The organism is Arthrobacter sp. Soil_N43, from assembly GCF_057655195.1.
Genome location: NZ_JBDGML010000046.1, coordinates 1 through 24,622 on the forward strand (window position 1 = coordinate 1; position 24,622 = coordinate 24,622).

Consider the following 24,622-nt stretch of genomic DNA (forward strand, 5'->3'; position numbering starts at 1 on the left):
CGCGGGGCCCCGGGAACCGGGCTAGCGGGAGGGCAGCCCCGGGCCGTTCGGACCGGGGCAGCCCCGGCGTGCGATAAAATTGACTGGTCAGCGTTTCTGCTGGGCATACGGACGGACGCCGGTTGGCGGCCCGGCGGGGGACATGGAGAACCAGTCATGACGGAAAAGAGCAACCGCAAGATCGGCAAGATCCTCGCGGTCGCGGCCATCTGCGCAGCAGTTGCCGCCGGCGGATTCGGTGTAGCCACCGCGCCGGGATGGGCCAACCCCGCTCCGGAGTCCGAGGCTGCCACCCCCGTCCGCAACGAGCCCGGCCTCGCCGCCCCCGTGGTGAAGGCCGTGGAACTGGGCGTCACTCCGACCGACGGCGCAAAGAGCGTCAATCCCGCAGTCGCACCGTCCGTCAAGGCCGTCAATGGCAAGCTCAAGGACGTTGTCCTGGCCCCGGCAATCGGCGGAGCGCCGGTTAAGGGCAGCATGAGCGCCGACGGCAGCACCTGGACCGCCCTGGATCCGCTCCAGTTCAACTCGGTTTACAACTACAGCTTTACGATCGTTGACGAGGCCGGCCGCGAGACCAAGAAGGCACAGACCTTCACCACTGTCGAGAGCGCCAACGAGGCCGACGCCGCCGTGTACCCGGAGAACGGCTCAACAGTCGGCTCCGGCCAGCCCATCGAAATCGTCTTCAGCGAACCCGTGGCAAACAAGGCCGCAGTGGAGAAGGCCGTCAAGATCTCCGTCTCCTCGAAACAGCCCGTGGCGTGGCACTGGTACACGGACCAGCGTGTGCGCATCCGTCCCGAGAAGTTCTGGGCCTCCAACAGCCAAGTCACGGTGGACATGAAGCTGTTCGGCGTTGATTTCGGCAACAGCATGATCGGCAATTTCAACGCCAAGGTGCAGTTCAAGGTGGGACCCCAGCGGCTGGCCGTGGTGGATGACCTGACGAAGACCATGAAGGTCTATTTCGACGGCAAGCTCGTCAAGACCGCCCCCGTCACCCTGGGCGACGCCGAATGGCTTTCACCCACCGGCTACGCAGTGATCATGGAGCAGGAACGCCGCTCCAAGTTCAACGCCGGAAGCATCGGCCTCAAGCCGGGCGACAAGGGCTACTATCCGCCGCTTACCGTTGAATACGCCAACAGGCTGACGTCTTCCGGCGTCTATGTCCACCAGGCCCTGCAGTCCGCCTGGGGCGCCGTGGGCAAATACAACGTCTCCCATGGCTGCGTCGGCCTGCTGCCCGCAGATGCTGCCTGGTTCTTCAACAATATGAAGAGCGGGGACGTGGTGCAGACGCTGAACACCGGCGCGCCGGCGGTCGAGCCGCTGGAGGGCTACGGCGACTGGAACATCCCCTGGGCGCAGTACGCCAAGCGGTAACCGCACGGGTTATAACGAAATAGCCGCATGATTCCGGCAACGCGGGTTTCTTATCGCGGTGCCAGAGGACCGGACGGTAGGCTCTTCAGGAGATATACAGCGTGCCTGGCACTGACCTGGAGCGCGGAAGCCTACGGAAGTGAAGCTGCAGTGAACGACAATACTTCGACCCCGTCCAGACGGCTCAATCCGCAGCCGGCAGCCGACGATCCGGCGGTTGATCCTTCCCATGACGCAGATGAGCCGGCGTTCGAGTGGATGAAGGCTGCCCCGGCGGCCAGGTCCTCCGACGAGACCGCCGCCAGCGGCGCTGCAGCCAGCCGCTCATCGGCGGACGACGCACCACACCCGGACCCTGCCGCCGACGAGCCTGCCGGGCGGGTGCAAGCCGGAAGCAGGGCGGACCGCAAGGCCGCTGAGGCTGCGGCCGCCGCGGACGGTACATCGGATGCGGCGCCGGATGTGCCGTCGGACACCGGCGAGCCGTCGTCCGGGGCTGATGCGGGCGCCCACTACAGCGAGCCTCTCCCGACGTCGGCCCTCCAGATCCGCCCTCCCCGCGAGGACGTGGAGCGCCGCAACGCGGAGCGCGAGCAGGCGGCCAACACAAAGCCCGTGCTGCCGCGCGTCATGCAGGTGGTCCTCGCGGTTTTCTTCCCGGCGATCCTTCTGGTCCTGGCAGTCCGCGCCGTTACCAGTCCGCTCTTCCTCTGGGCCGAGTACCACCGGCCCGGCTTCCCGGGCGACGGCTATGGCTTCAACTCCGACGACCGCATGACCTACGGATCCTACGCCGTGGACTACCTCAGCAACTGGTCAGGGCCGCGATACCTGGGCGAGCTCGTAAACCGCAGCGGGGAGAAGCTGTTCCAGGACGGCGAAGTCAGCCACATGGCCGACGTCAAGCTTGTGATCCTTTCGGCTTTCGGCGCAGGCGCACTCCTGATCCTGGTGAGCATCGCCGCCATCATCTACCTGCGCCGCCGCAGCACCGGCGGTGTGCGGCGCGGCCTGTTCGCCGGCTCTATCGTCACACTTGCGCTCATCAGCGGCCTTGCCGGGCTGGCCCTGCTCGGCTGGGAACAGTTCTTTACCGAATTCCACCGGATCTTCTTCGCCAACGGCACGTGGACCTTCGCACTGGAAGACACTCTCATCCGGTTGTTCCCGGGGCAGTTCTGGATCGACGCGGGCATCGTCATTGCCGGGCTGGTCCTGCTGGCTGCGGTGGTGACCCTGATTCTGACCTGGCCCACCCGACGGCGCCGCGGCCTCCCGAAGCGGCCCAGGAAGTCCCGCAAGGGCGAAGATACGGAAACGGAGCCCGGCGCCGACCTCGGCGAGGACCGGTCCGTCCGGCTCTGAGGCGCCTCAGATCCAGGACGGCATCCACATCCTGAAACGCCAGTCCTGGTACGGGATGACCTCCGCTGTCCAGATCGGATAGAAGAACGCGGAGAGCAGCACGGCACCCACAAGGAATATTGCCATCCCGTACAGTCCTGACCGCCGGCGCCACAGCGGGTCCGTCCTGCGCCCCAGAACCAGGCCCAGGCCGTAAACCAGCGCCAGGATGAGGAACGGTTCGAAGGACACCGCGTAGAAGAAAAACATGGTCCGTTCCGGGTACAGGAACCAGGGGAGGTAGCCGGAACCCACCGCGGCGAGCACGGCGCCTGCACGCCAGTCCCGGCGGCCCGCCCACCAGAACAGCAGCACCACCAGGGAAATCGCGGCACCCCACCAGATCAGCGGGTTCCCGACCGACAAAATCGCCGAGGTGCAGCTGGGCACGTCGCAGCCGGGGGTGCCCTGCTTCGGGGATTCGTAGTAGAAGGAGGTGGGCCTGCCCATCACCAGCCAGCTCCATGCGCTGGCCTCGTACGGGTGCTCCGAACTCAGCCCCTGATGGAACTTGTACGCCTCGAGGTGGTAGTGCGCCAGTGAACGCAGGCTATCCGGGAGCCAGCCCCAGTCCGCGCTCGGGTTCGTCGTGGCCCATTGCCGGTAGTAGGCATCCGTTGACCGGAACCAGCCGGTCCAACTGGCGGCGTATGTCAGCGCGGCCACGGGGACAATGCTGAGAAACGCCACGAGGCCGTCCTTGATGACGCCGGCGCTGATCCATCCACGGATGCCCGCGGTACGGCGTGCGCTCAGGTCCCAGAAGACGGTCAGGAGGCCGAAGCCGGCCACGAAGAAGAGCGCCGACCATTTGGTGCCGACGGCCAGTCCCAGGCAGACTCCCGCGGCGACGCGCCACCAGCGGATCCCCAGCCATGGGCCGGACAGCAGCTGGAGCTGGGACGGCCGGCCCGTCGGGGAATCAGCAGCGAGCCGCGCCAGCCGGACAGCCAGCCGGCGCCGGCCGTCGTCGCGGTCCATCAGCAGCGCACCGAAGGCGGCCAGGATCCAGAACATCAGGAAGATGTCCAGCAGCGATGTCCGTGACATGACCAGGTGGTGACCGTCGACGGCGAGCAGCAGTCCTGCGGCGGCGCCCAGGATGAGGGAACCAAAGAGCTTTTGGGCGATGAGTGCCACGAGGGCGATGGACAGCGTGCCCGCCAGTGCCGCCGAAAACCTCCAGCCCAGCGGATTGTCCGGACCGAAGAGCCACATGCCGCCGGCGATCATCCACTTGCCCACGGGCGGGTGGACTACATATTCGGGCGATGCCAGCAGCACGCCGGGATTCCCCGCGTTGAAGGCATCGTTCGCTTTGTCCGGCCAGCTCCGCTCATACCCGCTGACAAGGTACGAGTACGCGTCCTTGACGTAGTACGTTTCATCGAAGACCAGGCTCGCCGGCACTTCCAGACGGGCAAAGCGCAGCACCCCGCCCACGGCGGCGGTCAGGGCAGGCACCAGCCAGAACCACAGCCTGAGCGACGGCGGGTAGTCGCGCCAGCTGCGGATGTTCCCGATGAGTCGCCGCGTCAGTTCGCCGGCCGTGAAGGCCTCTGACGGGCGGCTGACCCAGCCCCGGCCCACCAGGTTGCGTGCCGCGGGTTCGGTCGCGGAAGCCGGCGTGCTGGCGGAACCGGCCGCGTCAGGCCGAACGGAGGTCTGCGTCACGTGCCCATGCTACCTTTCGCTGCTGTGTGTCTCCTGCAGGAACTGCCTCCTGCTGGATTCTTCTGTCCGGCTACTGGATCGGCCGTGTGCCGCGGTGACCGCGGGCGGCAGTAGGCTGGATGCGTGGACCATGAACCGAACAGCACGCAGGCCGGCACTTCCGAACAGGCGGCAGGTTCGGACCTTTCCGGCGACCGCCCCGGGAGGATCGTGCTGGCGGCCACGCCCATCGGCAACGTTGGGGACGCTTCTGCGCGGCTGGTCGAGCTGCTGGCCTCGGCGGACATCGTGGCGGCCGAGGACACGAGGCGGCTGCACCGGCTCGTGCAAAGCCTGGGAGTAACGGTCGGCGGCCGGATCATCAGCTATCACGAGCACAACGAGGCCACCAAGACGGCCGAACTGCTGGACCAGGTCCGTGCGGGAAAGACCATTGTCATGGTCACGGACGCCGGCATGCCGGCGGTCTCCGATCCCGGGTTCAGGCTGGTCGAGGGCGCCGTGGCGGCAGGGCTGACAGTGACGGCCGTCCCTGGCCCCTCCGCCGTCCTGACCGCCCTTGCTCTGTCCGGGCTTCCCACCGACCGCTTCTGCTTTGAGGGATTCCTTCCGCGCAAAGCCGGTGAACGCGCATCGCGGCTGGCCGATCTGGATGCCGAACGCCGCACCATGGTCTTCTTCGAGGCCCCGCACCGCCTCGAAGCGATGCTGCGGGCGCTGCATGAACGATTCGGACCGGACCGCAAGGCGGCAGTGTGCCGCGAACTGACCAAGACATATGAGGAAGTCCTCCGCGGCACGCTGCGGGAGCTGCTGCAGTGGGCCGAGTCCAACGAGGTCCGCGGAGAGATTGCGGTAGTGGTGGGCGGAGCGCCCGAGCGGGCGCCCGGGACGCCGGAGGATAACGTGGAGGCCGTTAACGAGCTGGTCGCCCAAGGCCTCCGGCTCAAGGACGCCGTAGCCGCCGTGGCCGAAGAGGTCCGCGTCAGCAAGCGCGAGCTGTATGCGGCGGTGCTTGCGGCCCGGTAAATTCACAGGGCGGAGCGCTGTGCACCTGCACAGCAATGCGGGTCATGCGTAGTGCGCGCATGCGTAGACACTGGCGAGATCCGGGCAGTAGCGTGGCATTAAACCAGCCGAGAAAGCAGCAGCCCAGGCGCCCCGCTGCAGGCAGCTGCACCAACCCGCAACCCGATTGCTGACGAGGGAGTCACCGTGTCTGTTACTACACAGTCCACCGTAACCGCAGAGCGCGAAAGCGAACTGCTCGCTTCTGTTCCCACTGGCCTGCTGATCAACGGCGAGTGGCGTCCCGCAGCGTCAGGCAAGACTTTCGACGTCGAAGACCCCTCCACCGGCAAGGTCCTCCTGAGCATCGCCGACGCTGGAGCCGAGGACGGCATGGCCGCCCTCGACGCGGCTGCCGCCGCCCAGGAATCCTGGGCCAAGGTTCCGCCGCGGGAACGGGGCGAAATCCTGCGCCGCGCCTTCGAGCTGGTGACCGAGCGCGCAGAGGACTTCGCGCTGCTGATGACCCTGGAAATGGGCAAGCCGCTGGCCGAAGCCCGCGGCGAGGTCACCTACGGCGCCGAGTTCCTGCGCTGGTTCTCCGAAGAGGCCGTCCGTGCGTTCGGCCGCTACTCGGTCTCCCCGGACGGCAAGTCCCGCCTGCTGGTCACCAAGAAGCCGGTGGGGCCGTGCCTGCTGATCACGCCCTGGAACTTCCCGCTGGCCATGGCCACGCGCAAGATCGCCCCCGCCGTCGCCGCCGGCTGCACCATGGTCCTCAAGTCTGCAAACCTGACCCCGCTGACGTCGCAGCTGTTCGCCGCCGTGATGCAGGAGGCCGGCCTGCCCGCCGGTGTCCTGAACGTCATCCCCACGTCCACTGCCGGGGCCACCACCGGACCGCTGATCAAGGACGCCCGGCTCCGCAAGCTCTCCTTCACCGGATCCACCGAGGTGGGCCGCCGCCTGCTCTCGGACGCCTCCGAAACCGTGCTCCGGACCTCCATGGAACTGGGCGGGAACGCCCCCTTCGTAGTGTTCGAGGACGCCGACATCGACGCAGCCGTCGCCGGTGCCATGCTGGCGAAGCTGCGCAACATGGGCGAGGCCTGCACCGCAGCCAACCGCTTCATCGTGCACGAATCCGTCGCGGACGAGTTCGCAGAGAAGTTCGCAGCCAAGATGGCGGACATGACCACCGCCCGCGGCACAGAACCAGAGTCCAAGGTCGGCCCGCTGATCGATGCCAAGAGCCGGGACAAGGTCCACGAACTCGTCACCGATGCTCTCGCCTCCGGCGCCAAGGCTGTTGTGGGCGGCGCGCCGGTCGACGGTGCGGGCTACTTCTACCAGCCCACCATCCTGAAGGGTGTCACGGAGGGGACGCGGATCCTGTCCGAGGAGATCTTCGGCCCCGTCGCGCCGATCATCACGTTCGGCACCGAGGACGAGGCCATCCGCTTGGCCAACAACACCGAGTACGGACTCGTGGCGTACGTCTTCACGAAAGACCTCAACCGCGGCATCCGGATGGGTGAGCGCCTCGAGACCGGCATGCTCGGCCTGAACGCCGGTGTTGTCTCCAACGCCGCGGCGCCGTTCGGCGGCGTGAAGCAGTCCGGCCTCGGACGCGAAGGCGGCCTCGAGGGCATCGAGGAATACCTCTACACCCAGTACATCGGCATCGCCGACCCGTACGCCGGCTAGCCCTCGCGGAGCCGCCGCAGGCCGTCGCGGGCCCTTGTCCAGGAGCCCGCGGCGGCCTTTCCCGCGCGCGCCACGCCACGGGCGACGGCCCGGAACGGCGCACCGGCGAGGCTGCCCCACCGTGACATCACCGACGGCGGCAGCCACTCGGCGCGCAGGCGGCCCAATGGTCCTGCGTTGCGGCGCAGCGCCTTCCGGACCACGGCGATCTCTTGTGCCGCTCGCGGATCAGGGGCGGCAGCCGTCTCTTCCGGGCTGCCCGCGGCGGCCGGGCGGCCGTACTGGTGGCGTTCAAAGGCGGCGGTGAGGCCGTGCACAGCGGTCTCTGCGTCAAGGTGCCCCGAGGATCCGGGCGCATCAGGGGTATAGGGATGTGGGCCCGGCCCCAGCGCCGGCGAACAGCTGAGCCGGGCAGAAAACGCGCGCGGCGTCTCACTGGGCAGCGGGCGCACGCCGTAGTCCGTGGCGAGGTCCCGCAACTCAGCCCATGCGAGCGGAGCGGCCGCCTGCCCGGTCCGGGCTGCCGGTCCCCGCAGGCGCCGGGAGCGCAGGCCCGTCCGCACCATCCGCGGCGCCGTGGCAATCAGCACCAGCAGCAGCCCGCCTGCCGCCAAATAAAGCACGGCAACCGTCTGGTTCCCTGCCCCGGCCTCGCCGCCTCCGGGGAGGGGGAGGGGGGCGGGTGTCGTTGCGGGAGGCGGGGTGGCGCCGTTCGTGGGCAGCAGGCCGTCATTGGTGCCGTCGTTCGTGCTGGCACCGCCGGACGAGGAGTCCTGGGCGTACGGCGGCACGAAGCCGCGCGACGGGGTGGGCTCGAACGGCACCCAGCCAAGCCCCTGAAAATACAGTTCCGGCCAGGCGTGGGCGTCACGGGCGTCAACCTCGAATTCGGGGAGCGCGCCCTGCCCGGCGACCGATACCGTGGCGCCCGTCAGCCGGCCCGGTGCATAGCCAACCGCAATCCGGCTGGGAATCCCCTCAACCCGGGCCATGACGGCCATGGCGGAGGCGAAGTGGATGCAGTAGCCGCTCTTTTGCGTCAGGAAGTCCGCCAGCACCGACAGGCCGTTGCCGTCATAGCCTCCCTGGACCGGTGACTCCAGGGAATAGGTGAACGCCCCGCCGCGCAGGTACCTCTGAATGGCCATCGCCTTCTCGTAGGCGGTTCTGCTGTCCGATGTCACGGAGTCGGCGGTGGTCCGGACGACTTCCGGCACGTTGGCCGGTGGCCTGATGAACTCGTCCGGTATACCCCTGACCGGCGCCGATGACCCGTCCAGAAGTTCCGTGGTCAGCTTCGGGGCGGAGGACCGAACCAGGTACTGCTGGTTCCGCGAATTGGTGTCGGTACCCCTGATGCTCAGCGTGGCGGGATCCCAGCTCCACCGGCCGGTCAGTCCGTTGACCGCTTCGGGCGCATAGGGGACAGGCAGGTACGGGCTGGTGAAGTCGCCGGTGTTGACCACAGTGACCTGGCGGACCTGCTCCGGAGCCAGCATCTCGTGCCCCACCTCCATGCGCCCGGGCCCCGTTCTGCGGGAGGAATTGCGGTCGTCCGGGGACCAGGCCTCGCCGTCGAACCGGTCCACCGTCACGGAGCGCAGATACAGGGGCGTGGTGGCATTGGTGGCGTAGGTGATCCGTCCGTCGCCGGACGGGCGGCGCAGGCTGTTGCCCAGGCTGATCATGGGATTCAGGCCGCTGGAGGAGGCCCAAGGATTGAGCCGCGATCCCTGCGGGAACGTGCCCTGGTCGAAGCCGGGAATGACGAGCTGCAGCACCAGCGTGGCCACCAGCGCAACGGCACCGGTCATCGCGGCGCGTCTGATCTGACCGGGATTGCGCGCGGTGTCCGCCTGGACACGGGCATCCGGGGCGAACCACTGGCTGCACGCGAGAATGAGCAGGAAACCCGTCGCCGTTCCAAGGAAGCCAGCCAACCCGACGCTTTGTGGCTTGATCATGGCCGGCACCACGAGCACTGCCAGGAGGCCCAGGCCGCTCGTGGCGGGCATGCCCAGGGGAAGGGCGAGCGCGTCGATGAGAATGACCACCAGGCCCAGGGCGGCGCATGTCACCAGGACGATGCCTGCGTTGGGGGCGACCGGAGAGCTTTCCGACAGCACCGTTTCGCTGGCCCGCCGGAGGTGCCTTCCCAGCGCCGCCATGGTGGCGTCCGAGGGAATGAGGCCGGCGATGCTGTCCCGGCGGAAGAACGTGAAGATCAGGATGAACAGCAGGGACACGAAGCCGCCCAGCGTGACCAGCAGCGGCTGGGCCCGCAGGGCGCGGAGCCCGGCCATGGTCAGGGACACCACCAGGATGGTGGTGAGCACCGGCAGGAACCAGGCCCATCCTCTCAGCACACCGTTGAGGGAGACGGCCGCCCCGATCACGGCGACCGCCACGGCCCCCGACATCGCCCACGGATAGGCGCCGGCGCCCGGGCGGCGACGGCGTTCCGACGTGGCCGTCGACGGCTGCGGCGCGGCGCCGGCCTGACGCTGGGGAGCGAGAGTCATCGCGTCACCTCCGCACCGCGGCGCACGTCGGCAGCCGCAGCTGCGAGGGTGGCGTCGCCTTCATCGAAATACGTCCATGCGGCCGGCAGGGACGTGGCCGCATCCACGGCGACCGCACGCCAGCCGCCGCGGCGCAGTGCCTCGAGGACCTCGGAGGACTCCGTGGGCCTGTCGGTGATCACGATGGCAAAGGCGTTGGCCGCATAACCGGCGGCCGGCGCCAGTGCCCGTGCCTCGGCCGGCGAGATTCGTCCGAGGACCGCCAGTACGGGGCCGCGCATCCGGTGTGCTGCGAGTTTGTCAATGAGCCGGTCATCGAACACCGATTGCCCGGATTCGCCGCCTCCTGAGTGCTCCCGGGCAGACGTATCGTGCTCCCGGCGCAGGTGGTGCGGACCGGAAAGCTGGATGGCCGCCAGGCTCTCGGCGATGGACTGGAGCCCCGCCGCGCCGCTGTATTCCTCACAGTCAGGTTCCGGCGCTGAGGGGGAGCGGTGGAAGGCGGGGTCGCCGGCGGCGTCGAGGAACCGGAGGGAGTAATTCCGCTCGGAAAGGTGCGCACTGACGGACATGGCGACCGTGACGGCCCATTCGAAGGTGTCGCTCGTGACGAGCTCGTTGCCGTCGTCGCCTGAACCGCTGAAGACCGAGCCGAAACCGCTGGAGTGAGCACCAAACCGCTGATCGAGGATGATCGTCGCCTCGGGCGTGGTCACCGATTCCTCCTGCCGCACCATCAGGGCGCCGTGGCGGGCGGTGGCGGGCCAGTGGACCCGACGCATCGGATCGCCGTGGCGGTACTCCCTGGTCATGACGTCATCGTCGCTGGGATTGGCCCGGATCCGCGTGGCGGTGATGCCGTCGTTCCCCCGTGCCCCTGCGAGTCCCGTAACGGGAAGCTCGACGGCGGCCGGCGTCACGGTGAGCGTATCGCCGTCGTCAATCGTGTGCCTGTGCAGCGAAAGCCCGAACGGGTCTGTGAACTCGGCCGTGACGGGGCCGATCGTGAACTGGCCCCGCTTCCCGGAGCGCAGGCGGTACTCATAGCGGCTGGTTCCGCCGCTGGCGGATCTCGAGGGAAAGCGGAACGCCGGCGACTCGCCGAACCTCGAGGGGAGCCGTTCTTCCATGATGATCCTGCCTGCCTCCGGCCCGGTCCGTGCGACGGCCAGCCTCACGGTGGTGGCTGACGCCGTCTCGACAGTGGCAGGGCTGAACTCCCGGTATACGCGGAAGCGTGGCTTGACCAGCCGGATGCCCGCGAGCGAAATGAGCGGCAGGACCACCAGGAGGACGCCCAGGCCGAGCAGGTCCCGGCGGCCCATGACCTGGGCGCAAAGCAGGGAAAGCGTGCCTGCCGCGAGGAGTCCCCAGCCTCGGGAGGTGAAGAGGTGCCGGGGGAGACGGTCCAGCAGTGCCATGGCAACCTGGCTAGCGGCTGGGCCGCAGTTCGGCCGCCCTGGCCTGCCGGGAGGCATGAACGGACTCGTTCATCTCCTGGCTGACGGGCAGCTTGGCGAGTACGCCGCGGATCACGCTCTGGGGCGTCTCACCGGTGCTGACGGCCTTCCGGTCCAGGATGATGCGGTGCGCCAGCACTGACTCGGCAACGGCCACGACGTCGTCCGGGAGCACGAAGTCCCTGCCGTCCAGTGCCGCCGTGGCCTTGGCCGCGCGGAGCAACTGGAGCATGGAACGCGGGCTGGCACCAAGGCGCAGCATGGCGCTGTCACGCGTGGCGCGTCCCACGGCCACCGTGTACTCCTTCACGGACTGGGACACGTAAACCTGCTGGACCGTGGCGATCATCGCCGCGACGTCCGCGGAAGTCACCACGGAGGACACCCGTGCCAAGGGAGACGAGGCCTGGTGGGTTTCCAGCATTTCGATCTCGGAGTCCTTGTCCGGGTAACCCATGGAGATCCGTGCCATGAACCGGTCCCGCTGCGCTTCGGGCAGCGGGTAGGTCCCTTCCATCTCGATCGGGTTCTGGGTGGCCACCACCATGAACGGTTCGGCCAGTTTGTAGGAATGGCCGTCCACCGTCACCTGGTGCTCCTCCATGCATTCGAGCAGGGCGGACTGCGTCTTGGCCGAGGCGCGGTTGATTTCGTCGCCGATGACGATGTTGGCGAAGACGGCACCGGGACGGAACTCAAACTGGCGCGACGACTGGTTGTAGATGGACACGCCGGTCACATCGGAGGGGAGAAGATCAGGAGTGAACTGGATCCGGCTGACGGAGCAGTCGATCGTGCGCGCCAGGGTCTTGGCGAGGAGGGTCTTGCCCACGCCAGGCACGTCTTCCAGCAGCAGGTGGCCCTGTGCGAGCAGCACCGTCAGGGCGAGCTTGGCGGCTTCAGCCTTGCCGTCGATCACCGTGTTGATGGCGGTCAGGATACGTTCGCTTGCGGAACGGAAGGCCTGGGGGCCCAGGGGGCCGGGCTTGTGGCCGTTGAGCTGGTTTCCGCCGTGCGCAGCCCTCTCGGCGAACCCTTTCCCGCCGGGAACGATGTCCTCATCCATCCTGGTGCGTCGGTGCGGTTCCATCGGCAACCTTTCAGCCCTGAGTGACGCGGGGAACGGTGCAGCAGCAGCCTGCCGTTGCCCGTCTTTGGGCGATCACATCTCTCCGTACCAGCGTACTAACACAACTGCCGTACCTGACAGAGAGTTCCGGGTAATTCTGGGCGCCCCGCGTACGACTGCTGCGACGACTCCTGCGACGACTCCCGCGACGCCTGCCGCCGTGCCGCCGGTGGCCAGGAAACGTGTGAAGTGCCTCCGCCGCTAGGCTGGAGGAATGTGCAATTCCCTGACCCCCAAGGCTTACCGGGCGCCCGGAACGGACGGATCCGGAAAGCAGGGCTACCCTCCCGCTCCGGAACCACTGCCGGTGCCCGTGATGGACAACCATACCCACCTCGACTACCCCGGCGCCGACCCCCAGGTGGAGCTCAGCGCGGCGTTGGACGCTGCTGAAGCAGTCGGGGTCCGCGGTGCTGTCCAGGTGGGCACCGACCTTGAATCCTCGAGGTTCACGGTCCGTGCGGTTGATCTGGACACCCGGCTGCTCGGCGCCGTCGCGATCCACCCCAACGACGCCCCCGACTATGCCCGGCGGGGTGAGCTTGAGGCGGCGCTCCGGGAGATCGAGGAGCTTGCCGCGCACCCCCGCATCCGGGCCATCGGGGAAACCGGCCTCGACTTCTTCCGCACCGAGGGCGAGGGGCTGGTCCACCAGCGCTATTCGTTCCGCCGCCATATCGACATTGCCAAAAGGCTCGACCTGACCCTGCAGATCCATGACCGGGACGCCCACGACGACGTCGTGCAGGTACTGCGGGAGGAGGGGACCCCGGACCGTGTGGTCTTCCACTGCTATTCAGGGGACGAGGACCTGGCCAGGATCTGCAACCGCGAAGGGTGGTTCATGTCCTTCGCCGGAACGCTCACCTTCAAGAACGCCGCCAACCTCAGGGCGTCGCTGGCGGTTGCCAACCCGGAACTGGTCCTGGTGGAAACTGATTCGCCGTTCCTCACCCCGCACCCCCACCGGGGCAGGCCCAACGCCAGCTACATGGTGCCGTACACCGTGCGGGCCATGGCCGAATTGACAGAGACGGACCTGGCCGCGCTGTGCGGCCGCATCAGCGAAAATACCTTGCGGGCCTACGGATCTTGGGAGTGAGTCCGCACACCCTCCCGAGCCGCACGTGCATACCCGGTATGTAATATTTTTGGTCCGTTTATAACGGATCGGTTACAGTGAACAACTATTAGCCGGGGTCGGGGAAGGCCTCCGGATGATGTCACTCACGTTTCAGGCAGGGCGCCTCCGGTGTCCTGCCTTGTGAGTGTGGCGGCGCGCAAGCCTGCTGCAGACCTCCGGGCTGGTCCGGAGCCACCCCCGGGTGTCCCTGCCGCAGGTACTGCTGTGCGTTTTTCCCCGTGCCCGGATGGCTCCAAAGATATGGGCAATCGTGGTCAAGTTCTTTACGTCGGACGGCAAGTTCAGTTTCGTCAAGGTAGCGGCCCAGCTTGTGGTGCTCTCAGCACTCGTACTGGGGCTCGTGGCCTTCGTAGGCAACAACAAGACAGTCACCCTGAACGTTGATGGCAAAGTAAGCTCCGTCCAGACGTTCGGCGGCACGGTGGAGCAGGTCGTCAAGGCGGCCAAAATGGACCTCCAGGCCTCCGACCGCGTGTCGCCCTCGCTGGATGCGCACGTTGAGAACGGCTCGGTGATCAACGTCAACCTGGCCAAGGCAGTCAAGGTGAGCCTGGACGGCGCAGAAAAGACCGTCAGCACCACGGCCCAGGACGTAGCAGGCCTGGTGACCCAGCTCGGAGTGGCCAGCGCATCCGAACTCTCGGTGCCGAGGACCGCCCAGCTGTCCGTCGACGGATCCTTCGTGGCCATTTCGACGCCGAAGACCGTGAGCATCCTGGCCGACGGCAAGGCTGCCAAGACCACCACCACAGCCACCACGGTCGGCGAGGTACTCAAGGACGCCAAGGTGAAGCTGGCAACCGCCGACCGCACCTCGCAGCCACCCAACGCGCACGTTGTCAACAACATGGTGATCAAGGTATCCCGCGTCGATACCAGCAAGACGGCCACGGTCACCGAAGAGGTCCCCTTCAAGACGCTGACCACGGACAGTACTGACATGCTCAAGGGTGAAGAGAAGGTTACCCAGGCCGGTGTCCCCGGGACGGTGACGGAGAAGTACAAGCTCGTCCTGGTCGACGGCCGCGAAGCGAGCCGGACGTTGGTTTCCCGGACGGCAACGCTGGAGCCGGTGACGGAGAAGATCACCGTCGGCACCAAAGAGGAGCCCAAGCCCGCCGCCGCGCCCGAAGACGCCAACACCGGCGCCGCAGCCCCGGCCATGATGAACGTGGCCATGTGGGACAAGATCGCACAGTGCGAATCGGGCGGCAACTGGTCGATCAACAGCGGCAACGGATACTACGGCGGCCTGCAGTTCGACATCCAGACCTGGATCGGTGCCGGCGGCGGAGCCTATGCCCCCAACGCCAGCCAAGCCACGAAGGCCCAGCAGATCGACATCGCCAACCGCGTCTACGCCGAGCGCGGCCTGCAGCCCTGGGGCTGCGGCTGGGCAGCCGGCGGCTAACACGCCCCGACGCAAAGCACAGGCACCCACAGCCCTTCCGCGGCAACTGACCACGGCTGCGGGGCTGCGAAAGGCCGGGTCCGGAATCTCCGGGCCCGGCCTTCGCCGTTGGGCCTTGCCTTCGGGCCTTGCCTTCCCGCCTTCGCCATCTCTCCTTGCCTTCCCCGCAACGCGCCGCGGCTGCGGGGTGGCGGGATAGGATACCTAGGTGACTGACCCGACTCCCTCCGCCCCCGGTACCGCGCCCGCCCCTCTCTTAGGCGCGTCTGACATCCGCAGGCTGGCCGAGGAAATCGGTGTACGCCCCACCAAGACGCTGGGGCAGAACTTCGTGATTGACGGCAACACCATCCGCAGGATTGTGGCCGCAGCAGGCATCGGACCGGAGGAGACGGTCCTCGAAATTGGACCCGGGCTCGGATCTCTCACGCTGGGGCTGCTGGACGCCGCGAAGTCTGTTGTCGCCGTCGAAATCGATCCGGTGCTGGCAGCCAAGCTGCCGGAAACCGTGCGGCAGTGGCGGCCGGACGCCGCCGGCGACTTCCACCTCGTGCTCGCGGACGCCATGAAGGTCACCGACCTGCCGGCAGAGCCAGCGGCCCTCGTGGCCAACCTGCCCTACAACGTGGCTGTTCCCGTTGTCCTGCACCTCCTGCAGCACTTCCCGTCGATCCGGCACGGTCTGGTGATGGTCCAGGACGAGGTGGCTGACCGCCTTGCCGCCGGCCCCGGCTCCAAGATCTACGGGGTGCCCTCCGTCAAGGCGGCGTGGTACAGCAGCATGCGCAAGGCCGGAGTGATCGGCATGAACGTCTTTTGGCCCGCCCCCAAGATCCAGTCCGGGCTGGTGGCCTTCACCCGCCGGGAACCTCCGGCCACCACGGCCAGCCGGGAGCAGGTCTTCGCGGTGATCGATGCCGCGTTCGCCCAGCGCCGGAAAACCCTCCGGGCCGCCCTCGCCGGTTGGGCCGGAAGCGCGGCCGAGGCGGAGCGCTGCCTCGTGGCCGCCGGCGTGGATCCCACGGCGCGCGGCGAGGTTATCGACATTGCCGCTTTCGCCCGGATCGCCGAAGCCCGCCAGGCTGCGGACGCTTGACCGGCAGCGGCACGACGCCGGGAACAGCGGACGCCGGGAACACGCTGCCGCCGTGCCCTTGTTGGAGCCCGGCACCGCCATGCCCTAGCTTGGACTCATGAACGCAGTGAGAGGGCGCTTTGCGGCGAGGACCGTCCGGGTCAAGGCTCCGGGCAAAGTGAACGTCTCACTGGATGTGGGCCCACTGCGCCCCGACGGCTATCACTCGGTGGCGAGCGTTTACCTGGCCGTTTCGCTGTATGAGGAAGTGGCCGCCACCAGCACGCCGGGGGACGGCATCACCGTGGGCATCAGTCCGGACAGCACGCTCGACCTGGACGGCGTCGACATCCCGCTCGACGAACGCAACCTTGCCTACAAGGCCGCCGCCCTCATGGCCGATGTGTCCGAGCATTCCACCGGGGTGCACCTCGACATCACCAAGCGGGTGCCGGTGGCCGGCGGCATGGGTGGCGGATCCGCCGACGCCGCCGCCACGCTGTTGGCCTGCGACGCGCTCTGGAACAGCGGCCTGTCCCGGGACGAACTGGCCCAGCTGGCCGGGGAACTGGGCGCCGATGTCCCCTTCGCACTGCTGGGCGGCACGGCGGTGGGCCTGGGCGTGGGCGACGATCTCTCTCCGGCGCTGGCCAAAGCCCAGATGGACTGGGTCCTGGTCACCGCCGAGTTCGGGCTTTCCACCCCGGACGTCTTCAAGACCCTGGACAGGCTGCGGGAGGCCGAAGGGCTTGAGGTGGACGAACCCACCGCGGTGGACCCGAAGATCCTGCAGGCGCTGCGCAGCGGTGACCCCGACGCCCTGAGCCGTGTGCTCGTCAACGACCTTCAGAGGGCCTCCATTGAACTCGCGCCCAGCCTCCGCGACACCCTGGGCCTCGGCGAATCGTGCGGTGCCATCGCGGGGATCGTCTCGGGCTCGGGCCCCACCGTTGCACTGCTGGCCCACAACCCGGAAGCCGCCGAAGGCCTCGCCGAAGAGCTCCGGCACAAGGGCCTCACCGCCCTCCCGGTCCACGGCCCGGTGCCCGGAGCGCGCATCATCTCCGATACGCTCCTTTAATACCCTCTCAATACCCTTTAACTTTCAGTTCCCCGTTCGCAGAAGAAATCCGCAGAAGAAAGCAGTTCCCCGTGGCACACCTGCTCGGCGGCGAGAGCCTCACGGTCTCGTACGCAACCCGCACCGTTCTCGATGGCGTCACCCTCGGACTCGAGGAGGGCGACCGCATCGGCATGGTGGGCCGCAACGGTGACGGCAAGTCCACGCTGATGCGGCTGCTGGCGCTGCGGTCCACACCGGATTCCGGCCGCGTCACCAAGCGCGGAGACGTCAACATCGGCTACCTGGACCAGAGCGATGTGCTCGACGGCGACCTCACGGTCGGTGCCGCCATCGTTGGTGACCAGGCGGACTATGAATGGGCACGCAACCCGCAGATCCGTGAGGTGATGGGCGGCCTGGTGTCCGACGTCGACTGGCACGCCAACGTGCACGCCCTGTCCGGCGGCCAGAAACGGCGCGTGGCGCTGGCCAAGCTCCTCATCGAGGACCACGACGTCATCATGCTCGATGAGCCCACCAACCACCTCGACGTCGAAGGCGTCGCCTGGCTGTCACGGCACCTGAAGACCCGCTGGCGGGCCAACCAGGGCGCATTCCTGGTTGTTACTCACGACCGCTGGTTCCTCGATGAAGTCTGCAACAAGACGTGGGAAATCCACGACGGGATTATGGACCCGTTCGACGGCGGTTATGCCGCCTACGTGCTGGCCCGCGCAGAACGCGACCGCATGGCGTCCGTGGTCGAGGGCAAGCGCCAGCAGCTCGTGAAGAAGGAACTCGCCTGGCTGCGCCGCGGCGCCCCTGCCCGCACCGCCAAGCCAAAGTTCCGGATCGAGGCCGCGAACGCGCTGATCGCCGACGTTCCCGAACCCCGGGATTCCATGGCGCTGAGCAAGATGGCTACCGCCCGCCTCGGCAAGGACGTCCTGGACCTGGAAAACGTGTCCCTGGATTTCCTCGGCGGTGACGAGGGCCAGAAGCTGTTCAACAACATCACCCTTCGGCTGGCGCCGGGCGAACGCCTCGGACTCGTGGGTGTCAACGGCGCAGGCAAGACCACCCTGCTGAAGCTCCTCAACGGCGAGATTCAACCAACCTCCGGCAAAGTCAAGCGCGGCAAGACGGTCGTCACCGCCGTCCTCACCCAGGAAGTCAAAGAGCTCGACGACGTTGCCGACCTCCGGGTCATCGAGGTCATCGAGCGTGAAAAGCGTTCCTTCAACGTTGGCGGGAAGGAATTCAGTGCCGGCCAGCTCGTTGAACAGCTTGGCTTCACCAACGAGAAGCAGTGGACGCCCGTCCGCGACCTTTCCGGCGGTGAGCGGCGCCGGCTGCAGCTCCTGCGCCTGCTCGTCGGGGAGCCCAACGTGCTGATGCTCGACGAACCCACCAACGACCTCGACACCGATACCCTCGCCGCCGTCGAGGACGTCCTCGACGGCTGGCCCGGCACCCTCGTCGTTGTCAGCCACGACCGCTATCTGCTGGAACGCGTCACCGACCACCAGATGGCACTCCTGGGCGACGGCAAGATCCGCGGCCTGCCCGGCGGCGTGGACCAGTACCTCGAACTCCGGGAATCCGCGATGGCCGGGTCCACGATCACCGGCGGCGGCAACCCGGTCACCTCGGCAAGCTCCGGCACTGCAGCGCCTGTCTCGGGAGCATCCGAGGCTGAGAAGCGCGACGCCCGCAAGGCCAAGAACCGCATCGAGCGCCAGCTGGGCAAGTTGACGCAACAGGAAGAAAAGATCCACGCCCAAATGGTCAAGGCCACGGCCGACAACGACTTCGATGCCATGGCCGACCTCAACAAGAAGCTCAAAACCCTGGCCGACGACCGCGAAGCCCTCGAGCTCGAATGGCTCGAGGCCCTCGAAGTCCTAGGCGAGTAGGCATCGGGCGGCGGCTGGGTGCCGAAGGGGCCGGGGTGACTGGTGCCGGAAGGCGCCCCTTCCGCGTCGCTTAGACACAGCCCATAGGGAACGCTCCGGTCGCTGGGCGACCTGTGCGCTCCGATGTGCTGCGATGCGCTCCTTCGGAAGGACCGCCATCCGGCCGTTGGGAGTCGAACTCACCGGAAGGCGTAGGTGACAATGGACGATGGCGGAGGCCCGGACGACGGGGGAGGGCTGGCCGGCCTTGTGCTCTTGCTCACCGTCCCTTCATGCCTCACGCTGCGAGGTCGCATGAGTGTCGCCGTTCGTGGCAGAATTGGTTCTCGTGCCCGGGCTTAGCGGCCCGGCACGGTCCGCTCTGGTGTAATGGCAGCACCCCGGCCTTTGGAGCCGTGGAGTATAGGTTCGAATCCTATGGGCGGAACTGCTGCATCAGCGCCGTCCAGTAGGATGATGCCTGTTGCCGGCTCCGGGCGCAGGTTCGGGCGCCGCCGCGCAGGCAGGCGCGGATGCAGCACCGCAACCGACCAAGGAGAGCCCGTACGTGAGCCCCGAGAAGTCCGGCCCAGCCGCCGTAATCGTCCTAGCTGCAGGTGCCGGTACCCGGATGAAGTCCCGTACCCCCAAGATCCTCCACGAAATCGGCGGCCGTTCCATGGTCGGGCACGCCCTGCTCGCCGCGCGCGCCATCAACCCGCAGCGGGTGGCCCTCGTTGTCCGGCACGAGCGTGACCGCGTGGCCGCCCACCTCAAGGAGCTGGACCCCGAAGCCCTGATTGTCGACCAGGACGAGGTCCCCGGCACGGGACGGGCCGTCGAAGTCGCTCTTGAGGCGCTGGACGCGGAAGCGCTCCTCGAAGGCACCGTGGTGGTGACCTACGGCGATGTGCCGCTGCTGACCGGCGGGATGCTCGCCGAACTCGTCGCCAAACACGAATCCGAAGGCAACGCGATCACTGTGCTCACGGCATTGCTCGACGACGCCACCGGCTACGGCCGCATCCTCCGCTCCGCAGACGGCACGGTGAGCGGCATCCGCGAGCACAAGGACGCCACCGATGATGAGCGCGGGATCCGCGAAATCAACTCCGGAATCTATGCCTTTGACGCAGCGGTGCTCAGGGACGCCCTCAGCCATGTGACAACGGACAACTCGCAGGGCGAAAAGTACCTGACGGACGTCCTGGGGCTGGTGCGCGAGGCCAGCGGGCGCGTCGCCGCCGTCGTCACCGAGGACCGCTGGCAGGTCGAAGGCGCCAACGACCGCGTGCAGCTCGCTGCGCTCGGAGCCGAGCACAACAGGCGCATCGTGGAAGCCTGGATGCGCGCCGGCGTGACGGTCGTTGACCCTGCCACCACGTGGATCGATTCCACCGTCACCCTGGCAGAGGACGTCCGGATCCTGCCCAATACGCAACTGCACGGCAACACCGCGGTGGCGCGTGACGCCGTCGTCGGCCCTGACTCAACCCTGACCGACGTCCGCATCGGCGAGGGCGCAAAGGTGACCCGCACGCACGGCTCCGGTGCGGACATCGGAGCGGGGGCCAGCGTCGGCCCGTTCACGTACCTGCGTCCGGGGACGGTGCTGGGCGAGACCGGCAAGATCGGCGCCTTCTACGAAACCAAGAACGTGACCATCGGCCGCGGCTCCAAGCTGTCGCACCTCGGCTACGCCGGCGACGCTGAAATCGGCGAGGACACCAACATCGGCTGCGGCAACATCACCGCCAATTACGACGGCGAGAAGAAGCACCGCACGGTGATCGGATCCGGCGTCCGCACCGGTTCCAACACAGTATTCGTTGCTCCGGTCACGGTGGGGGACGGCGCCTACAGCGGCGCCGGTGCCGTGATCCGGAAGGACGTACCCGCAGGCGCCCTGGCTCTGTCCATGGCCGCACAGCGCAACGCGGAGGGTTGGGTTCTCGCCAACCGTCCGGGTTCGCTGTCCGCGGCCCTGGCGGAGGCAGCAGGCGAAGTGCGCAGTCACACCTCCAATTCCCCGGTATCTACAGAAGAGGGCAAGCAACCATGACCGAAATTACGGCTCGCGGCGAAAAGAAGCTGGTGCTCGCCGCAGGGCGTGCGCATCCGGAGCTTGCCCGTCAGATCGCCAAGGAGCTCGGCACGGAGCTGCTGCCCGTGGATGCCTACGATTTCGCCAACGGTGAGATCTACGTGCGGGCCGGCGAAAGCGTCCGCGGCACCGACGCCTTCGTCATCCAGTCCCACCCGGCACCCCTGAACAACCACCTCATGGAACAGCTGATCATGATCGATTCGCTGAAGCGGGCCTCGGCCAAGCGGATCACCGTCGTCTCGCCGTTCTACCCCTACTCCCGCCAGGACAAGAAGGGCCGCGGCCGCGAACCGATCTCGGCGCGCCTGGTCGCAGACCTGTACAAGACGGCCGGCGCGGACCGCATCATGAGCGTTGACCTGCACACGTCGCAGATCCAGGGCTTCTTCGACGGCCCGGTGGACCACCTCATGGCCATTCCGCTTCTTGCGGACTACATCCGGACACGGGTCGCAGCCGACAACATCACCGTAGTCTCGCCCGACACCGGCCGCGTCCGCGTCGCCGAGCAGTGGGCCGAGCGCCTGGGCGGGGCGCCGCTCGCCTTCGTCCACAAGAGCCGCGACCTCACGGTTCCGAACCAGGCTGTGTCCAAGACCGTGGTGGGCCAGATCGAAGGACGCACCTGCGTCCTCATCGACGACATGATCGACACCGGCGGCACCATTTCCGGAGCCGTGGCCGTACTCAAGAACGCCGGAGCTAAGGACGTGATCATCGCTGCGACGCACGCGGTCTTCTCCGACCCCGCTGCCCGCCGTCTGTCCGAGTCGGGCGCCCGCGAAGTGGTGGTAACGGACACGCTGCCGATTCCGGCAGACAAGCGCTTCCCGGAGCTCACGGTGCTGTCCATCGCGCCACTCATCGCCCGGGCCGTCCGTGAAGTGTTCGACGACGGTTCAGTCACCAGCCTGTTCGACGGCAACGCCTGATTTCCCAGGCTGCGATGGTTGAGCCTGCCGAAACCCCGTTTCGGCAGGCTCAACCAGCAGTCGCCGGGCCTGTTTTCAGTATTCGGTCCCGACGCTGATAGGATCTATCCCGATACCTTGGCGAGGGAGAGTAGCTCCGGGCAACCGGACCACTGGTCTCCGTTATCGACTGGGTCTGAATCTCCCTTCTGGAAGGGCGCCCCCGGGCCGCCCGGCGTTGAAGGTCGCTCCAGACCTCCGCCCTTGCTGACAACCCACAAGCTACCAGGAGATATCCATGTCTGAGCAGAAGCTCGCAGCAGAAGTACGCACCGAATTCGGCAAGGGCTTCGCCCGCCGCGCCCGCATGGCCGGCCAGATCCCGGCCGTCATCTACGGCCACGGCGCCGAGCCCATCCACATCACCCTTCCGGCCAAGGCCACCACCCTGGCCGTGCGCACCGCCAACGCCCTGCTGTCCCTGGACATCAACGGCGAAGGCCACCTCGCCCTGGTCAAGGACATCCAGCGCGACCCGATCAAGCAGATCATCGAGCACATCGACCTCCTGACCGTCCGCCAGGGCGAGACGGTCACCGTCGACGTTCCCGTGCACCTCTCCGGCGAAACCGCACCCGGCACCGTCCACAACCTCGAGCTGACCGTCGTGTCCCTCGAGGCCGAGGCAACGCACCTGCCCACCGCCGTCGAGGTTGACATCGAGGGCCGCGGCGCCGGCGAGCACATCCACGGGTCCGATCTGGTCCTCCCCAAGGGCTCGGTCCTGCTGACTGACGCCGATGCCCTCGTCGTCAACATCTCCGAGGCCGTCGCTGAAGCTGCGGAAGGCGAAGAGGGAGCCGCAGAAGCAGGGGCTCCGGCCGAGGCAGCTTCCGCCGAGTAATTACGGCACTGTTTTCCCGCACCGCATTTCTTCGCGTTGCGTACCGGTGGCCGGGTCCTTTGGGCCCGGCCACTGGCGTATCCGACCACTTTAGGATTGATCCATGACTGATACCTGGCTGATTGTCGGCCTTGGAAACCCGGGCCCCGAGTACAGCCGCAACCGGCACAACGTCGGCCAGATGGTCCTCGATGAGCTCGCGGCCCGCGTTGGCGGCAACTTCAAAGTCCACAAGGCCCGGGCGCAGGTGCTGGAGGGCAGGCTGGGCATTGGCGGTCCGCGCCTGGTCCTCGCCAAGCCGGTGACCTACATGAACGTCTCGGGCGGGCCTGTTGCAGCGCTGGCGCACTTTTATGACGTCGATCCATCGCGGGTTGTGGCAGTCCACGATGAGATCGACATCCCCTTCAACACGGTGAAGCTGAAAATCGGGGGCGGTGAGGGGGGCCACAACGGCCTCCGGGACATGTCCAAGGCCCTGGCCACCAAGGATTATCTCCGTGTCCGGGTGGGGGTCGGCAGGCCGCCCGGGCGGATGGATACGGCGGACTTCGTCTTGCGTGACTTCGCGCCGGCGGAAAAGAAGGAACTGCCTTTCCTGATCGATGAGGCAGCGGACGCCGTGGAGCTCCTGATCCGGGACGGGCTGACGGCGGCCCAGCAGCGTTTCCATCCGGCCAAGGTCTGACGGCGGCGGTCCGGCCGGCTGCCGGGCGGCCGGGACACGCCGAAATGTGAAACGTTTGCCCTGTTTTATGTCACGGGTATCGGGGTAGTCTGTCTCGTAAGCGGGGGAGGCGATGGGGCCTTGATCCTGCAAAGCGGGATGTAAGGAAAAGTTCATGTCAAATGAGCCACTGAGCTGGGGACGTGGGTCTACGGCGGGAGTGCTGGCGGGACCAGGCGCTTCAGCCGGCGGAACGGACCTTCAACGTTGGTCGGTCCCTGCGCGCAGCGCCGACCTTGAATCAATCCGCAATGCCCTGACGGATCCCGGCTCCCTGGGGGTCGTCATTACCGGTGCCCGCGGTGTAGGCAAATCCTCGCTGGCCCGGACCGCCGTGGCTGATCTTGGCCCGGACGTCTGGGCACTCCAGCTCCGCAGCCCGCTCGCCGGTTCGCAGACCTCCTACGGCTGCCTGGCCTTCCTGCTGGCCCGCCTTCCGCAGTCGGCGATGGGGTCTCCCACGGCCATCCTGCAGGGCATCACCTCACTCATCAAGAGCGACGCCGGCGGCAGGGAATGCATCATCACCCTGGACACCACCGGCATGATCGATGACATGAGCGCCGGCATCCTGCTGAACATCATGCTGACCCGGACGGCGCGGGTCATCGCGATCGCCCCCGGCACCAGCGACCTTCCCGCGGACTTCCATTGGTTGCTGACGGACCGCCGCCTCACCGAAGTGAGGCTGGAGAACCTGAACGAGCTGCAGACCCGGCAGGTCCTGCTGACCCTGCTGGGGCACCGGGTGTCCGCATCGCTCGTGAGCACCTACCACGCCATCGTCGGCGGTAACCCGCTGCTGCTCAAGGCCCTCGTTACGGAGCAGCAGCAGTCCGGAAACCTTGTCCTCTCCGATTCTGTGTGGACGCTGCGGGACAAGGTCGTCCTTGACGGCGCCGCGGGCCTGGACGACATCGTCCGCTCCCGCTGGTCCCGCGAAACACCGGAAAGCCGCGAAGTCATGGAAATGCTGTCCTGCGCGCGCAGGGTGCCGCTTTCACGGCTTACCGAGCTGTACGGTACGGATATTGTGGCCGACATGGAGGACGCGGGGCTGCTGAAGGTGGGGGACACCGAGGAACGCTGGGT

18 protein-coding genes and 1 tRNA gene are annotated in these 24,622 nt (G+C 67.2%); 15 read left to right on the top strand and 4 right to left on the bottom strand.

Features of this window, described 5'->3' with window-relative positions; translation table 11 throughout:
- Positions 1-156: 156 nt before the first annotated feature.
- Positions 157-1,389, top strand: coding sequence for a L,D-transpeptidase (locus tag AC3A3W_RS03235; protein ID WP_487440445.1), 1,233 nt, complete (start codon positions 157-159; stop codon positions 1,387-1,389).
- A gap of 150 nt (positions 1,390-1,539) precedes the next feature.
- Positions 1,540-2,754, top strand: a complete 1,215-nt coding sequence (locus AC3A3W_RS03240) for a TIGR01906 family membrane protein (RefSeq protein WP_487440446.1) — start codon at positions 1,540-1,542, stop codon at positions 2,752-2,754.
- A 6-nt stretch (positions 2,755-2,760) separates the two neighbouring features.
- On the opposite strand, the gene AC3A3W_RS03245 is transcribed toward AC3A3W_RS03240, so the two are convergent.
- Positions 2,761-4,467 carry a dolichyl-phosphate-mannose--protein mannosyltransferase gene (locus tag AC3A3W_RS03245; protein ID WP_487440447.1) on the bottom strand — a complete coding sequence of 569 codons (1,707 nt, stop codon included), beginning with the start codon at positions 4,465-4,467 and terminating at the stop codon, positions 2,761-2,763.
- Between the two features lie 207 nt (positions 4,468-4,674).
- Between AC3A3W_RS03245 and rsmI the strand changes: the two genes are divergently transcribed.
- Both rsmI and AC3A3W_RS03255 read left to right on the top strand, forming a co-directional pair.
- Complete coding sequence (gene rsmI, locus AC3A3W_RS03250; RefSeq protein WP_487440461.1) at positions 4,675-5,496, top strand: 16S rRNA (cytidine(1402)-2'-O)-methyltransferase; 822 nt, start codon at positions 4,675-4,677, stop codon at positions 5,494-5,496.
- A 186-nt stretch (positions 5,497-5,682) separates the two neighbouring features.
- Positions 5,683-7,182 carry an NAD-dependent succinate-semialdehyde dehydrogenase gene (locus tag AC3A3W_RS03255; protein ID WP_487440448.1) on the top strand — a complete coding sequence of 500 codons (1,500 nt, stop codon included), beginning with the start codon at positions 5,683-5,685 and terminating at the stop codon, positions 7,180-7,182.
- Here AC3A3W_RS03255 and AC3A3W_RS03260 read toward each other — a convergent pair.
- The 3 genes from AC3A3W_RS03260 to AC3A3W_RS03270 are packed head-to-tail and all read right to left on the bottom strand — an operon-like array spanning position 7,179 to position 12,254.
- The gene (locus AC3A3W_RS03260; protein ID WP_487440449.1) at positions 7,179-9,704 is read right to left on the bottom strand and encodes a transglutaminase TgpA family protein; all 2,526 of its coding nucleotides are present in this window, start codon (positions 9,702-9,704) and stop codon (positions 7,179-7,181) included. The genes AC3A3W_RS03255 and AC3A3W_RS03260 overlap by 4 nt on opposite strands.
- Positions 9,701-11,125, bottom strand: a complete 1,425-nt coding sequence (locus tag AC3A3W_RS03265) for a DUF58 domain-containing protein (RefSeq protein WP_487440450.1) — start codon at positions 11,123-11,125, stop codon at positions 9,701-9,703. The genes AC3A3W_RS03260 and AC3A3W_RS03265 overlap by 4 nt, the downstream gene beginning before the upstream one ends.
- A 10-nt stretch (positions 11,126-11,135) precedes the next feature.
- Positions 11,136-12,254 carry an AAA family ATPase gene (locus AC3A3W_RS03270; protein WP_487440451.1) on the bottom strand — a complete coding sequence of 373 codons (1,119 nt, stop codon included), beginning with the start codon at positions 12,252-12,254 and terminating at the stop codon, positions 11,136-11,138.
- 253 nt (positions 12,255-12,507) lie between these two features.
- On the opposite strand from AC3A3W_RS03270, the gene AC3A3W_RS03275 reads away from it, so the two are divergent.
- The 11 genes from AC3A3W_RS03275 to AC3A3W_RS03325 form a co-directional block, all read left to right on the top strand.
- A complete protein-coding gene (locus AC3A3W_RS03275; protein ID WP_487440452.1) occupies positions 12,508-13,395 on the top strand; it encodes a TatD family hydrolase in 888 nt (295 codons plus the stop codon).
- Between the two features lie 268 nt (positions 13,396-13,663).
- On the top strand, positions 13,664-14,848 hold the full coding sequence (locus tag AC3A3W_RS03280; RefSeq protein ID WP_487440453.1) for a resuscitation-promoting factor: 1,185 nt from the start codon (positions 13,664-13,666) through the stop codon (positions 14,846-14,848).
- A 208-nt stretch (positions 14,849-15,056) separates the two neighbouring features.
- Positions 15,057-15,944 carry a 16S rRNA (adenine(1518)-N(6)/adenine(1519)-N(6))-dimethyltransferase RsmA gene (rsmA, locus tag AC3A3W_RS03285; protein ID WP_487440454.1) on the top strand — a complete coding sequence of 296 codons (888 nt, stop codon included), beginning with the start codon at positions 15,057-15,059 and terminating at the stop codon, positions 15,942-15,944.
- Positions 15,945-16,041: 97 nt separating this feature from the next.
- On the top strand, positions 16,042-17,004 hold the full coding sequence (locus tag AC3A3W_RS03290; RefSeq protein ID WP_487440455.1) for a 4-(cytidine 5'-diphospho)-2-C-methyl-D-erythritol kinase: 963 nt from the start codon (positions 16,042-16,044) through the stop codon (positions 17,002-17,004).
- Positions 17,005-17,075: 71 nt separating this feature from the next.
- Positions 17,076-18,902, top strand: coding sequence for an ABC-F family ATP-binding cassette domain-containing protein (locus tag AC3A3W_RS03295; protein WP_487440456.1), 1,827 nt, complete (start codon positions 17,076-17,078; stop codon positions 18,900-18,902).
- Between the two features lie 355 nt (positions 18,903-19,257).
- A tRNA-Gln gene (locus tag AC3A3W_RS03300) sits at positions 19,258-19,329 on the top strand.
- A 120-nt stretch (positions 19,330-19,449) separates the two neighbouring features.
- Entirely contained in the window at positions 19,450-20,943 is a 1,494-nt protein-coding gene (glmU, locus tag AC3A3W_RS03305) for a bifunctional UDP-N-acetylglucosamine diphosphorylase/glucosamine-1-phosphate N-acetyltransferase GlmU (RefSeq protein ID WP_487440457.1), read from the top strand.
- The gene (locus tag AC3A3W_RS03310; RefSeq protein WP_205654304.1) at positions 20,940-21,920 is read left to right on the top strand and encodes a ribose-phosphate diphosphokinase; all 981 of its coding nucleotides are present in this window, start codon (positions 20,940-20,942) and stop codon (positions 21,918-21,920) included. The genes glmU and AC3A3W_RS03310 overlap by 4 nt, the downstream gene beginning before the upstream one ends.
- 277 nt (positions 21,921-22,197) lie before the next feature.
- Positions 22,198-22,803, top strand: coding sequence for a 50S ribosomal protein L25/general stress protein Ctc (locus AC3A3W_RS03315; protein WP_487440458.1), 606 nt, complete (start codon positions 22,198-22,200; stop codon positions 22,801-22,803).
- A gap of 103 nt (positions 22,804-22,906) precedes the next feature.
- Positions 22,907-23,491 carry an aminoacyl-tRNA hydrolase gene (gene pth / locus AC3A3W_RS03320; protein WP_487440459.1) on the top strand — a complete coding sequence of 195 codons (585 nt, stop codon included), beginning with the start codon at positions 22,907-22,909 and terminating at the stop codon, positions 23,489-23,491.
- Between the two features lie 154 nt (positions 23,492-23,645).
- Positions 23,646-24,622, top strand: a 977-nt coding sequence (locus AC3A3W_RS03325) for an AAA family ATPase (protein WP_487440460.1), incomplete at its 3' end; no start/stop codon positions are given.

Excerpts from the sequence above, each read along its gene's own strand:
- AC3A3W_RS03235 (WP_487440445.1), top strand. The coding sequence starts at position 157 with ATGACGGAAAAGAGCAACCGCAAGATCGGCAAGATCCTCGCGGTCGCG.
- AC3A3W_RS03260 (WP_487440449.1), bottom strand. The coding sequence starts at position 9,704 with ATGACTCTCGCTCCCCAGCGTCAGGCCGGCGCCGCGCCGCAGCCGTCG.
- AC3A3W_RS03265 (WP_487440450.1), bottom strand. The coding sequence starts at position 11,125 with ATGGCACTGCTGGACCGTCTCCCCCGGCACCTCTTCACCTCCCGAGGC.
- AC3A3W_RS03270 (WP_487440451.1), bottom strand. The coding sequence starts at position 12,254 with ATGGAACCGCACCGACGCACCAGGATGGATGAGGACATCGTTCCCGGC.
- AC3A3W_RS03275 (WP_487440452.1), top strand. The coding sequence starts at position 12,508 with ATGTGCAATTCCCTGACCCCCAAGGCTTACCGGGCGCCCGGAACGGAC.
- AC3A3W_RS03280 (WP_487440453.1), top strand. The coding sequence starts at position 13,664 with ATGGCTCCAAAGATATGGGCAATCGTGGTCAAGTTCTTTACGTCGGAC.
- AC3A3W_RS03290 (WP_487440455.1), top strand. The coding sequence starts at position 16,042 with ATGAACGCAGTGAGAGGGCGCTTTGCGGCGAGGACCGTCCGGGTCAAG.
- AC3A3W_RS03310 (WP_205654304.1), top strand. The coding sequence starts at position 20,940 with ATGACCGAAATTACGGCTCGCGGCGAAAAGAAGCTGGTGCTCGCCGCA.
- AC3A3W_RS03315 (WP_487440458.1), top strand. The coding sequence starts at position 22,198 with ATGTCTGAGCAGAAGCTCGCAGCAGAAGTACGCACCGAATTCGGCAAG.
- pth (WP_487440459.1), top strand. The coding sequence starts at position 22,907 with ATGACTGATACCTGGCTGATTGTCGGCCTTGGAAACCCGGGCCCCGAG.